The organism is Xanthomonas arboricola (genome assembly GCF_003353015.1).
In the GTDB taxonomy this organism is placed as follows: domain Bacteria; phylum Pseudomonadota; class Gammaproteobacteria; order Xanthomonadales; family Xanthomonadaceae; genus Xanthomonas; species Xanthomonas arboricola_E.
In genome coordinates this window covers 982,384-995,184 of sequence record NZ_QREM01000007.1, presented here as the reverse complement: position 1 = coordinate 995,184, position 12,801 = coordinate 982,384, and the positions used below count along the sequence as shown (strand labels likewise).

At 68.6% G+C, this 12,801-nt stretch carries 11 protein-coding genes; 4 read left to right on the top strand and 7 right to left on the bottom strand.

Annotated features, from left to right (window positions below; all coding sequences use genetic code 11):
- Window positions 1-40: 40 nt before the first annotated feature.
- Entirely contained in the window at window positions 41-796 is a 756-nt protein-coding gene (locus C0541_RS07705; RefSeq protein ID WP_115047155.1) for a DUF6065 family protein, read from the bottom strand.
- A gap of 99 nt (window positions 797-895) precedes the next feature.
- On the opposite strand from C0541_RS07705, the gene tldD reads away from it, so the two are divergent.
- Window positions 896-2,341, top strand: coding sequence for a metalloprotease TldD (gene tldD, locus C0541_RS07700; RefSeq protein ID WP_115047153.1), 1,446 nt, complete (start codon window positions 896-898; stop codon window positions 2,339-2,341).
- A 169-nt stretch (window positions 2,342-2,510) separates the two neighbouring features.
- Here the strand turns inward: tldD and yjgA are convergent, their stop codons facing one another.
- Window positions 2,511-3,092: a ribosome biogenesis factor YjgA gene (yjgA, locus tag C0541_RS07695; RefSeq protein WP_115047151.1), complete on the bottom strand. Its 582-nt coding sequence runs from the start codon at window positions 3,090-3,092 to the stop codon at window positions 2,511-2,513.
- 199 nt (window positions 3,093-3,291) lie between these two features.
- On the opposite strand from yjgA, the gene pmbA reads away from it, so the two are divergent.
- Both pmbA and C0541_RS07685 read left to right on the top strand, forming a co-directional pair.
- Window positions 3,292-4,659, top strand: coding sequence for a metalloprotease PmbA (pmbA, locus tag C0541_RS07690; protein WP_115047149.1), 1,368 nt, complete (start codon window positions 3,292-3,294; stop codon window positions 4,657-4,659).
- An 88-nt stretch (window positions 4,660-4,747) separates the two neighbouring features.
- Window positions 4,748-5,212, top strand: a complete 465-nt coding sequence (locus tag C0541_RS07685) for a DUF4870 domain-containing protein (RefSeq protein ID WP_161959941.1) — start codon at window positions 4,748-4,750, stop codon at window positions 5,210-5,212.
- Window positions 5,213-5,282: 70 nt separating this feature from the next.
- Here the strand turns inward: C0541_RS07685 and C0541_RS07680 are convergent, their stop codons facing one another.
- The 5 genes from C0541_RS07680 to C0541_RS07660 form a co-directional block, all read right to left on the bottom strand.
- Window positions 5,283-6,371, bottom strand: coding sequence for a M35 family metallo-endopeptidase (locus tag C0541_RS07680; RefSeq protein ID WP_115047145.1), 1,089 nt, complete (start codon window positions 6,369-6,371; stop codon window positions 5,283-5,285).
- Between the two features lie 674 nt (window positions 6,372-7,045).
- Complete coding sequence (locus C0541_RS07675; protein WP_115047143.1) at window positions 7,046-7,921, bottom strand: polyprenyl synthetase family protein; 876 nt, start codon at window positions 7,919-7,921, stop codon at window positions 7,046-7,048.
- Window positions 7,922-8,185: an exodeoxyribonuclease VII small subunit gene (locus C0541_RS07670; protein WP_115047141.1), complete on the bottom strand. Its 264-nt coding sequence runs from the start codon at window positions 8,183-8,185 to the stop codon at window positions 7,922-7,924.
- Between the two features lie 31 nt (window positions 8,186-8,216).
- Window positions 8,217-9,512 carry a tRNA lysidine(34) synthetase TilS gene (gene tilS, locus C0541_RS07665; protein ID WP_115047398.1) on the bottom strand — a complete coding sequence of 432 codons (1,296 nt, stop codon included), beginning with the start codon at window positions 9,510-9,512 and terminating at the stop codon, window positions 8,217-8,219.
- Window positions 9,513-9,606: 94 nt separating this feature from the next.
- Window positions 9,607-11,313, bottom strand: coding sequence for an alkaline phosphatase (locus C0541_RS07660; RefSeq protein ID WP_115047139.1), 1,707 nt, complete (start codon window positions 11,311-11,313; stop codon window positions 9,607-9,609).
- Window positions 11,314-11,455: 142 nt separating this feature from the next.
- Here C0541_RS07660 and C0541_RS07655 point away from each other — a divergent pair, with 142 nt between their 5' ends.
- Window positions 11,456-12,796, top strand: coding sequence for a dicarboxylate/amino acid:cation symporter (locus C0541_RS07655; protein WP_115047137.1), 1,341 nt, complete (start codon window positions 11,456-11,458; stop codon window positions 12,794-12,796).
- The last annotated feature ends 5 nt before the right edge of the window (window positions 12,797-12,801 follow it).

The window sequence follows — 12,801 nt, the reverse complement described above, 5'->3', positions numbered from 1 at the left end:
CGCCAGCGGGCGAGGCCCGCGCGCCGAGATGGCGATGCACTCAGTCGACCGGACTGTCGCCGTCGCGCCCGGCGCGCGCGAACATCGGCAGGCGCAGGCGCGAACGGTGGCCCTGCACCGGCGCCTGATCGGCGCCGGCGACACCGCGGAAGTAGCCGCGCTGCCATTTCTCGCGCGCCGCGGCCGATTGCGCATCCGGCAGCTCCTCCAGAAACCGCGTGCGGCTCCGGGTCCAGTCGGCATGCTGCTGCGCCAGGTGCGGCGCCTCGGACAAGGGCTTCCACTGCGGCTGCACCTGCTCGATCAGCTGCCGCGGCAGCGGGAACAGGTGGCAGAACGGCTCGCCGGCCGCGAAGCGCACCCGCCCGGGCCGGGTGAACTTCCAGTTCATGGTGAAGGTGGACGGGCTCCAGTCGGTTTCGACCAGCCCGCTCAGCGCGCCGATGCCGTCCTTGGGCCGGTTCAACGGCCCGGTGACGAACAGATCCACGCCGGTATCGGTACGGAACAGGCAGGGCACGTGGAAGGTCAGCACGCCGTAGCCGAAATGGCTGATCGCCGGTGCCGCGGCGCCGGCGTCGGCACTGATCCGGAGCGCGTCCAGGCCGTCGCGGCCGTCCCAGCTGGCCTCGAATCCGGCCTGGCACAGCAGCTCCCAGCCATGCGCATTGGCGATCGCCAGCGGCAGGCAGCGGTAGGCATAGCGCTGGTCGGTGGCGTCCATCCAGTCGCGCTCGTGCGGGGCGGGGCGGATGTCCAGCGTATGGCCATCCAGGACGTGGGCAATGAGCTTCATGCGCGGGCGTCGGCGTGGCGATGGGCCCGCGATGATAGCGGTGCGGCATGTTCAGCCGGACGACTTGTCTCCCCGGCGCGCGGGCCCCATCCTGACTGCATGACCGATAACGCTCTCACTCTGGCCGAAACCCGGCTGCTGCTTCCTTCCGGCCTGGACACCGGCCACCTCGACCGCACCTTCGGCGCCCTGTTGGGTCCGGGCATCGACTTCGGCGACCTGTACTTCCAGCATTCGCGGCGCGAGAGCTGGAGCGTGGAAGACGGCATCGTCAAGGACGGTGCGCACTCCATCGAACAAGGCGTGGGCGTGCGTGCGATTGCCGGCGAGAAGACCGGCTTCGCCTATTCCGACGACATCCAGCGCGAGGCGCTGCTGGAAGCGGCGCAGTCCGCGCGCGCGATCTCGCGCGACGGCAGCGCACAGTCCACCCGCTCGCTGGTGCGCGGCGGCGGCCGCGCGCTGTACCCGGCCACCGACCCGATCGACGATATGGACAGCGCGACCAAGGTCGAGTTGCTGCGCCGTATCGACCAGTACGTGCGCGCCGCCGATCCGCGCGTCAGGCAGGTGATGGTGAGCCTGTCCGGCGGTGTGGATACGGTATTGATCGCACGCAGCGACGGCGTGCTGGCCGCCGATGTGCGCCCGCTGGTGCGCATGAACGTGCAGGTGATCGTCGAACACGGCGGGCGGCGCGAATCCGGCTATTCCGGTGGCGGCGGCCGTTACGGCTATGCCGAGCTGTTCGCCGACGGCCGCCCGGAAGGCTTCGCGCGTGAGGCCCTGCGTCAGGCGCTGGTCAATCTGGAGGCGATTCCCGCACCGGCCGGCGTGATGCAGGTGGTGCTCGGCCCGGGCTGGCCCGGCGTGCTGCTGCACGAGGCGGTCGGACATGGCCTGGAAGGCGATTTCAATCGCAAGGGCACCAGCGTCTACGCCGGCCGCATCGGCGAGCGCGTGGCCTCGCCGGGCGTGACCATCGTCGATGACGGCACCCTGGATGGCCGGCGCGGCTCGCTCAACATCGACGACGAGGGCACTCCGACCCAGTGCACCACGCTGATCGAGGATGGCGTGCTGGTCGGCTACATGCAGGACAGCCACAACGCGCGCCTGATGGGCGTGGCGCCGACCGGCAACGGCCGTCGCGAATCGTTCGCGCACCTGACCATGCCACGCATGACCAACACCTACATGCGTGCCGGCGCGCACGATCCGCAGGAAATGATCCGCTCGGTCAAGAAGGGCATCTACGCGGTCAACTTCGGCGGCGGCCAGGTCGACATCACCAGCGGCAAGTACGTGTTCTCGGCCACCGAGGCCTACCTGATCGAAGACGGCAAGGTCACCGCGCCGGTCAAGGGCGCCACGCTGATCGGCAATGGCCCGGAGACCATGCAGAAGGTGCGCATGATCGGCAACGACCTGGCGCTGGACGAAGGCGTGGGCGTGTGCGGCAAGGACGGGCAGAGCGTGCCGGTCGGCGTCGGCCAGCCGTCGCTGTTGATCGACGGCATCACCGTTGGCGGAACGCAGGCCTGAGATGCGGGGATTTGGGAATCGGGATTCGGGATTCGCAACAGCAGGGAGCGCCGGGCGCGGTGGGTTCCGCTTGGGTGATCGGCTGTGTGTGCGGGGATCCGGGAGCCCGGATTTGGGATTGGCAACAGCCGGGATGGCTGTTGCGGGTTTTGATGGATCGGGCGGAGCCTTATTCGTCGGTTTCCGACACCGGTTCGTCGTCTTCCAATCCCGAATCCCCACTCCCCACTCCCAGCTCCTGCGACAACTCGCGCAATACCTGGAACAGCTCGCGGTAGGCGCGCGGCGGCTTGTTCTTGGCGCGCTCGTGGATCGCGTTGCGCACCAGCTGGCGCAATTGCTGGCGGTCGGCGGCCGGGTAGGCTTCCAGCAGTTCGGCCAGCGCCACGTCGCCTTCGGCGAGCAGGCGCTCGCGCCAGCGCTCGACGCGGTGGATCGCGGCCACCTCGCGGCGCGCGGTGTCGCTGTTGGCATCCAGCGCATCGCGGATCGCGGCCAGCGTTTCATCGTCCTCGCGGCGCATGTGCTTGGCCAGAAACGCCAGCTGCCGCTTGTGCGCGATATGCGAGGTGATGCGCTTGCTCTCCTCGATATGCGGGATCAGCGACTCGGGCACCGGCAGCTTGGCCAGCTGCGCCGGGGTGAGCGCCACCAGCTTTTCGCCCAGGTCGAAAATTTCCAGCGCCTCGCGCCGCTGCTGGCTGCGGCTGGCGCCGCGAAATTCACCGGTCTCTTCATCGCGTCCGCGCATTGCCACTACATCCCGAAACTTGGTTAGTTAAATGTCCGGCCGTGAACGGCCGGACTCCGGCGGAAGACTCCGCACCAAATTCAGACACTGCGGCCATGGAGGGCCGAGCGTTCTGCGGAAGGATCCGCATCCAAATTCAGACAGTCCGGCCATGATGGCCGGGCTTTCGCGGACGGATCCGCATCCAAAGGATAAAGCATTGAACGCACTCTCCTCCGAAACCCGTGTCACCGATGACAGCCTGCAGCGTCTGGATGCGCTGACCGATATCTCCCAGCGCCTGCTCGAGCGCGCCCGCGCGGCCGGTGCCACCCAGGCCGAAGTGAGCTGCAGCGAAGAGCGCGGCCTGGACGTGAATGTGCGCCTGGGCGATGTGGAAACGGTGGAATCCACCCGCGACCGCGGCATCGCGGTCACCGTGTACTTCGGCAAGCGCAAGGGCAGTGCCAGCACCGCCGATCTGCAGGAGTCCAGCCTGGAATCGACCGTTGCCCAGGCCTGCGCGATCGCCCGTTACACCGAGGACGACGTCGCTGCCGGCCTGGCCGACCCGGAGCTGATGGCGCACGAGTTCCCGGAGCTGGACAGCTGGCACCCCTGGGCGCTGGACGCCGATACCGCGGTGGATCTGGCGCTGGCCTGCGAAACCGCCGGCCGCGATGCCGATGCGCGGATCAGCAACTCCGATGGCGCCTCGGCCAGCACCGGGCTCAGCCTGTCGGTCTATGCCAACTCGCATGGCTTTGTCGGCCGCGAGCGCGGCACCCACCATTCGATCAGCTGCGCGCTGATCGCCGGCCAGGGCGACGGCATGCAGCGCGATGGCTGGTACAGCAGTGCGCTGGCGCGGCAGGACCTGGAGGCACCGGAAGCGATCGGCCGCCACGCCGCCGAACGCACCCTGGCGCGACTGCAGCCACGCTCGCTGCCGACCGGCCAGCTGCCGGTGCTGTTTGCGCCGGAAGTGGCGCGCTCGCTGGTCGGCCATCTGCTTGGCGCGGTCTCCGGCGGCGCGCTGTATCGCCGCGCCAGCTTCCTGCTCGACAGTGTCGGCAGCAAGCTGTTCCCGGATTGGTTCAATATCGAAGAGCTGCCGCACCTGCGCCGCGGCCTGCGCTCGGCCGCCTTCGACGGCGAAGGCGTGGCGACGCGGCGCTCGGCGCTGATCAGCGACGGCGTGCTGCAGCGCTACGTGCTGGGCAGCTACTCGGCGCGCAAGCTGGGCCTGCAGACCACCGCCAATGCCGGCGGCGTGCACAACCTGCAGGTCACCGCCAACGCCGGCGATCTGGCGTCGATGATCTCCGGCATGCAGCGCGGCCTGCTGGTCACCGAGTTGATGGGCAATGGCGTCAACCCGGTCACCGGCGATTATTCGCGCGGTGCCGGTGGCTTCTGGATCGAGAACGGCGCGATCGCCTATCCGGTCGACGGGCTGACCATCGCCGGCAACCTGCGCGAGATGTTCGCCGGCATCGAGGCGGTCGGCAGTGACGTCGATCCACGCTCGCACGTCAAGATCGGTTCGGTGCTGGTCAACCGCATGACGGTGGCAGGCGACAGCTGAGCGCGGCTGGCCAGGCTGCTGCGCCCATCACCCGCCGCGCGCGTCTTGCCGCTGTGCTTTGCGGCAGCCGGCGTGCACCGGCGAGACCATGTCTTCCCGCACTGGTGGCTGGCTGAATCGTTGCTATAGTCCGCCGCACTACAACCATGCATGGGGAGACATGATGAGCGAATTCGAGCCGCACGCCGCATCGCCGCCGCCACCGATTGATAGCAGCACGCCGTCGGAGGAACGCACCCTGGCGCTGGCCGCGCATCTGCTCGGCATCCTGACCTCCTTCATCGGCGCGCTGGTGATCTGGCTGATCAGCAAGGACGCCAGCCCGTCCAAGCCGTTCGCCACCGACCAGGCCAGGGAAGCACTGAATTTCCAGATCACCGTAATCATCGCCTATGTGGCTGCGGTGATCCTGGCCATCGTGTCGTTCGGCATCCTGTTCTTCGTGCCGACGCTGGTATGGATCGCCAATCTGGTGTTCTGCATCCTGGCCGCGGTCAAGGCCAACAACGGCGAGCATTACCGTTATCCGTTCACGCTGCGCCTGATCAAGTAATCCGGCGCAAGGCCAATGACAAAGGCCCGGCAGCGATGCCGGGCCTTTGCCGTTTCAGGCAAGGACGCGATCAGTTCTGCGCCGGGGTGTTCTCGGCGAAGTACTCATGGCTGTCGGCATTGGTGATCGCCTGGGCCGGGTTGCTGATCGCCAGGCTGCGCGCACCGGATTGCCCATACACGCGGTCCTGGGTGCCGGCCACCACGGTGAAGTGGCTCATCTCGTGCACCAGCGTCCCGGCCTTGGAGTCGGTGCCCTGGGTCGGCGCGTTCCAGAACGCGTTGCAGACGTAGATCTCGTAGGGTGCATTCGCATAGACGTATGCAAAGGCGCTGTCGGTGCAATCGCAGTTGATGGTGATCTGGCCGTTGTTCTGGTCCAGCGCGTTGTCGATGTTGACGAAGTTCGAGCTGACCCGGCTGTAGCGCGAGGCGTTGTAGGCGCCGAACCAGCTGGTGTAGCGCGCGCCGGTGCTGCCGGCATTGAGGTAGTTGCGCGCGTTCTGCGAGTAGGCGCGGGCCGCGGTGACCGCACTGCCGATCTGACTGGTGCGCGTGGTGCTGCAGTTGAGGTAATTGATGCCGTTGACCACGGCGGTCGGCCCGATCGCCATCCGGCGCTGCACGCCGCGGTTGACGCCGTCCAGCCACACCGTCAAGGGCGCGCTGCCGGCCACCGCGGTCTTGCCGTCGGCGGTCTTGAGCAGGCTGCCATCGGCCAGCGAGGCGTACTGCAGCGGCGAGCTCACGCGGATGGTGTAGTTGCCGCTGGTGGACAGGTCGTAGGCGGCCGCCAGGTCGACCACGCCCTGCACGGTCTGGCCCGGCTTGAGGATGGTGAAGTCGGCCGCCTTGGGCAGGCCACGCTTGACCAGGCGCCCGGTATAGGCCACCGGCGCGCCATCGCGGCTCACTTCCAGGATGCCGTTGTCCAGCGATTGCAACGGCAGCTGATAGGTCGGCACGCGGGCGATCTGGCTGCCGTTGTTGGTGACGGTCACTGCGATCCTGCCCTGGTGTCGCCCGGCCTGATCGGCGACCGGCGCCAGTTCAATGGTCAACGGGACCGGGCCGCGCACGGACTGCGCCTGCGCCGAACCGAGCACGCCGACAACGGCCAACGTACCTGCTGCAAACGATGCGAGAAAAACGTTCTTCACCAGTGACTCTCCATGTGGTCGGGGGATGTCCGCGAACGCGGGCAGGCCAACCTAGGCAGAGCGAACAGGCCCAACAAGAGAATCGATTGCCGCCGTTTTTGGCGCGTCGATGGCTGTTTGATGACAAATACGGACACCGTTGGCGCCAATTCAGCCGAAAACTGCGGTATCAGCCACACTTTTTCGTGTGGTTGGGGGGCATGCCAATGTGAAAACGTACCGAAAGAAAATTTACATTTTGTGATCCAGCGCATCCCCTGCAGGGTGCCCGCCTTTGCGCACACCGTGCGCCAGCGCACGGTGTGCGCAAAGGCCGGCGCGATCGTTCGATCGCCGCAGCGATTGCGCTGTGCGAGAGGGCGAGTTCGCGTTCGCCGGGATCGCCGCGGCGGCTGCATGCAGGCCACTGGCTGCCCGGAATCCTGACCGCTGCCGTGACCTCAGGCCGCCGGCGGACCGGCGGTCAGGCGGTCGTGTGCGACCAGGGCGCAGCCGCCGGGTCGGTGATCGGTGGTCGGCTGGCCGGCGCGATCACATGCGCGCGTGTCACCGCATGCCGGCCGAGGACTGTCCGTACTGTGCCTGCGGCGATGCCCGTACCTGCCCGGGCACCGGGCAGTTGCGCGCAAGGCGCGGCCTTGCCGCTGCAGGGCCGCTCGAACGAACGGCGCAGCCTAGTGCGCGCGGTCCACCGCAAACCGGCCCAGCGTTGCCAGCGTGTCGCCGGGCGAGCCGTAGGGCTGCAGGACGTCGTGCATGCGCGTGGCCAGTTCGGCCAGCTTGGCCTTGGCGCCGTCCATCCCGAGCAGCGCGGGATAGGTGGACTTGGCTTGCGCGGCGTCCTTGCCGGCAGTCTTGCCCAGCTGCGCCGAGCTCGATTCCACGTCCAGGATGTCGTCGCGGACCTGGAACGCCAGGCCCAGCGCGTCGGCGAACGCATCCAGGCGCTGCTGGTCGTCGGCCGTGGCAGCGCCGGCGAGCGCACCCATGCGCACGGCAGCGCGGATCAGCGCGCCGGTCTTGAGCGCGTGCATGCGCTCGAGGTCGCACAGCGCCTGCAGCTGGCCGGTGGCGTCGATATCCAGCGCCTGGCCGCCGCACATGCCGGCCGCACCTGCGGCAGTGGCCAGACTCTGCAGCCAGCCGACCCGCAGCTCCGCGCTGACCGGGGCCGCAGCCAGCAGCTCGAACGCACGCGTCTGCAAGGCATCGCCGGCCAGGATCGCAGTGGCTTCGTCGAAGGCGATGTGCACGGTGGGCTGGCCGCGACGCAAGGCGTCGTCGTCCATTGCCGGCAAGTCGTCGTGCACCAGCGAGTAGGCGTGGATCAGCTCCACCGCCACCGCGGGCGTGTCCAGGCTGTCCTCGTCGGCGCCGAACAGCGCGCCGGTGGCATACACCAGCAGCGGACGCATGCGCTTGCCGCCGCCCAGCACCGCATGCCGCATCGCCGCGTGCAGTCGTTGCGGCGCCAGCGCCGGGCTGGGCAGACAGGCTTCCAGGCGGCGTTCGGTGCGGCCGATCCAGTGGTCGAACAACGCCGAACTCACTCAGCCGCCGTCCTGCGATGGCGATTCGAAGGCTTCGGCCAGGTCCGGGCGCGCCGGGTCGGTGAGCATGCGCACGCGCAGTTCGGCCTGTTCCAGTGCCTGCTGGCAGTCGCGGTACAGCCCGATGCCGCGCTCGTAGGCCGTGAGCGATTGCTCCAGGCTCTGGTCGCCGGCTTCCATCTTCTGCACCAGGTGCTCGAGTTCTTCCAGCGACTGTTCGAAGCGGGCGACCGGGGAGGTGTCATTCAAGGATTTTTTGACCATCGTCAAAGTGTGCGGCGCGCAGGCAGGCGGGTCAATTCGCATTGGCGGCGTCGCGCCAGTGCAAGGATGCGCCGTTGGCCTGCAGCCACGCGCTCAATGCCGCCGAGACGATGCGGTCGCCGGCCGCCAGCACCTGGCCGTCGCCCCACAGCACCGGCAGGCGCGCGCGTTGCCAGGGCGGTAGATCCAGCGCCTGCAGCAGCTGCTTGAGCCGATGCGAATGCGCGCGCTGCGGCAGCACGATGCGTTCGCCCCCCTGGCGTGCGCGCACCAGCAGCGGTTGCGCGAAGCGCAAGCCGGGCGCGCCATGCAACTGCAGGCAGGCGCCATCCGGCAGTGGCAGCGGGGTTGCGCCATCCCAGCACGCCTGCCATGACGCCGGCCAGGCGGCATGCGGATGCAGCAGGTACAGGCACTGGCGCCAGCGCCGCACCTGCACCTGTTGCCAGGCAAAGCAGGCCTGCCGATCGGGCGCGTCGTCGTCGATCTCCTGCTCCAGGGCGGCCACGCCCTGCGCGGGCAGCGGTGGCGCCTGCGCTGCACTGACCCAGGCGCGCAGCAGCCGTGGCCGACGTGCGGCCGGCTGTGCGCGCAGGACGCGCAGATCCAGTGCGCCGGTGGCGGTCAGCAGGCCCGGCAGTCGCACGCTGTCCTCCTGCAGCAGCAGGTCGCTGGCATCGGCGCTCAGCTGCGCGCTGCGCGCCAGTGCCTCGGCGGCCTGCGGCCAGCGCTGCCGCAGCACGGGCATCAGCTGGGTACGCAGGAAGTTGCGGTCGTGGCGGGCATCGGCATTGCTGGGGTCTTCGATCCACTGCAGGCCCTGCGCCTGGGCATAGGCCAGCACCGCGGCACGTGCGTGCTCCAGCAAGGGACGCCACAGCATGCCGGCCGCGAATGGACGCTGGGCGCGCATCGCGGCCAGCCCGTCCGGGCCGGAAGCGCGCAATGCGCGCAGCAGGAAGGTTTCGGCCTGATCGTCGCGATGGTGGGCCAAGGCCAGCCATTCGCCGGACGCCAGTGCCTGCGCAAACGCGGCGTGGCGTGCCTGGCGTGCTGCCGCCTCCAGACCCAGGCCGCTGTCGCGCGCGACCTGCACGCGCGCGACCTGCAGCGGGACCTGCAGGGCATCGCACTGGCGCTGGCAGTGCGCGGCCCAGGCATCGGCATCGGCGTGCAGGCCATGATGCACATGCACCGCACGCAGCCCTGTCTTGCGATAACCCGGCGACGCTGCCAGCAGATGCAGCAGCGCGCTCGAATCCATGCCGCCGCTGTAGGCGACCAGGACCGGGCCGGGCGGCGATGCCGGTGGCAGCAGTTCGGTCATCGATGCGGGTGGCTCGCTGCGCCGCTGCATCCGGAGGCAGTCGGCGACCGATGCCTCGCCGCCGCCGCCGCTCGCGCTGCGCGCAGCCGGCCCATCAGCGCCTGGCCGCAGTCTCGAACGTGGCCGGTTGCGGCAATGCCACCGGCACGCCGGCGCTGTCGCAGGTGCCGGCCTTGCACAGGCGCGCGCGCAGGCGCGGGGTGGCCTGGACGATGACGTGGTAGATCACGTTCTCCTCCAGCGTGCCGCGGAAGGCCGCGCTGCCCGGGCCGGTGGCCCAGATGCCGACGTCTTCGCCGCCATGGCTTTCGGACCTGGTCGGCACCAGCGATTCCTGCATGTAGCTGGGCGACTCGGTGTCGACGTGGGTCAGGTCCGGGCGGCCGGCGGCCGGCTCGCTGCTGCCGGGGTCGTGCGGGTACGTCTTGGGGCCGGCCGGCTGCGCGTTGCTGGCGCCGGTGTAGCCGGGTCCGTTGGCGTAGCTCAGCGTGGTGTAGGGGTGGCCAGTCAGGTCGGTGGCGAGCTGGCTGCGGTTGCCTTCTTCGCCGCCGGTGCCGCGCACCTTGCCCAGGATCGGGTTGCCGCGCACCGGGTAGCCGACGAAGTTGAGCGTATGCGAATGGTCGGCGGTGACGATGATCAGCGTGTCCGGCGGTGCGGTCTGCACGGCAGTGCGCACCGCATCGGACAGCGACACCGTCTCGTCGAGCGCGCGGTAGGCGTTGCCGGCGTGGTTGGCGTGATCGATGCGGCCGCCTTCGACCATCAGCACGAAGCCGTTCGGATCGCGCGACAGCGCCTGGATCGCGGTGCGGGTCATCTCGGTCAGGCTGGGCTCGCCTTGCGGGCTGCGATTGCGATCGTGGTCGAACTGCATGTGATCCGGCTCGAACAGGCCCAGCAGCGCGGGCGCGCCGGCCGCCGCCTGCAGCTGCTGCTGGTTCCAGACATAGGCACCCTGTGGATGCGCCTGTTTCCATTCGGCGACCAGGTCGCGGCCGTCCAGGCGCCGGCCGACCTTGCCGTCGTATTCCGGGTCGCGTTGCTGCACGGTCTGGAACTGGCTGCGTCCGCCGCCCAGCACCACCTGCGGGCCACGCCCGAAGCGGGCAGTGGACAGCAATTGCCGGGCGATGTCCTGGCACCCGGCAGTACGGGCCGACTCGGGCAGGTCGGTGTCGTTTTCCCAGTTGCGCTCCGGCGAATGCGCATAGGTCGCCGCCGGGGTGGCATGGGTGAGGCGGGCGGTGGTGACGATGCCGGTGGCCATGCCGGCGCTGTCGGCCAGCTGCAGCCAGCTCAGCAGGCCCTTGCCCAGGCTGTCGGCGCAGTCGCTGCGGCTGCCGCTGCTGACGCCGATCGCGCCCATATGCGATTTCACCCCGGTGGTGATCGCGGTCATGGTGCCGGCCGAATCCGGCGTCTGCGAATCGGTGTTGTAGGTCTTGCTGAAGGCGGTGGCCGGGAACTGCTCCCACGACAGCAGGTTCTCCTCGCCCGGCCCGCCCCTGCGCTGGCCATCCAGGATGCGCGCTGCCGCCACCGTGGTCAGGCTCATGCCATCGCCGAGGAACAGGATCACATTGCGCGCGCGCCCGGCCATCGCGCCATTGCCGGCCGCGCGCGCCGCACCCGAGCGGTACCACCATTGCGGCGTCTCGCCGGCCGGATGCGTCACCTGCGGCACCTCCACGCGCACGGTGGCAGGCGCCGAAGCGCTGGTCCCGGCGCTGGAGGCGCAGGCGGCGACACACACGGTGGTCAGGACGGCGAGGGCAGGCAGGCGGTAATGCATCGGCATCGAACTCGTGACTGAATCGGCGCCCATTATGCCGGCATGCCTGGCGTCACACCGATGACACGCCGCTGTTCCAGTCGTGGCCTCGCGGCCAGCGCGGGCGTGGGCTATGGTGCATGCACTCTCCCCCCGGATGATTCGACGCATGACAGTGGTCTCGGCCTGGTTGCGCATTCCGTTCTGGCAACGCGTGGTGGCCGGCTTCGTGCTCGGCGCGCTGGCCGGCTGGGCCATGGGCCCGGCGGCCGATGTGTGGTTCGGCCCACTCGGCGACCTGTATGTCACCCTGATCAAGATGATCGCGATCCCGCTGGTGTTCTTTGCGGTGATCAATGCGATCTCCTCGCTGCACGGGCAAAAATCCGTCGCCGCGCTCGGTGGGCGCACCTTCCTGTGGTTCGTGATCACCGCCGCGCTGGCGGTAGGCGTCGGCCTTGCGGTGGGCACGATCATGCAGCCGGGCGCCGGGCATTTCAGCCTGAGCGTGGATTCGGCCTGGAAACCGCGCGATGTGCCCAGCCCGATCAAGGTGCTGCTGGACGTGGTGCCCTCCAACCCGTTCTACGCACTGACCGGCATCGGCACCAAGACCAATGCGGCCGGCGAAACGGTGCTGGCGGCCGGGCGTGGATCGATCCTGCCGGTGATCTTCTTCGCTGCGCTGCTGGGCTTTGCGATGGTCAAGCTCGGCGAGCGCGTGGCCGAGGCGCGCAAGCTCACCGCGCAGTTGAGCGACATCATGATCCAGGTCACCCGCTTCGTGCTGGAGATGACCCCGCTGGGCACCTTCGGGCTGATCGCCAGCCTGGTCGGTAGCTATGGCTTCGAAAAGCTGCTGCCGTTCGGCAACTTCGTGCTGGCGCTGTATGTGGCCTGCGCAATCCATATCGTGGTGGTCTACAGCGGCCTGTTGTTGCTGCACGGGTTGAATCCGTGGAAGTTCTTCCGCGGTGCCGCGCCGGGCATGCAGGTGGCGTTCGTCAGTTCGTCGAGCTTTGCCGCGATGCCGGTGGCGATGCGCTCGATCACGCACAACCTGGGTGTCAGCAAGGACTACGCCGCATTCGCAGTGCCGCTGGGCGCCAGCATCAAGATGGATGGCTGCGGCGCGATCTTCCCGGCCCTGTGCGCGGTGTTCATTGCGCAGTACACCGGCGTGCCGCTGACCGCAAACCAGTACTTCGTGGTGTTGATCGCCTCGGTGCTCGGCAGCTTCGGCACGGCCGGCGTGCCGGGCACGGCGGTGATCATGGCCACGGTGGTGCTGAGCGCGGCCAACCTGCCGCTGGAAGTGATCGGCTACCTGTATGCGATCGATCGCATCCTCGACATGATGCGCACCATGACCAACGTGACCGGGCAGATGCTGGTGCCGGTCCTGGTGGCCAAGGAAACCGGGTTGTTGGACAAGGCGGTCTACGAGTCGGCATCGACCAACGTGGGGTTGGAAGATCCATTGAACGATCGCACCCCCTCGCAACGCTGACCGCG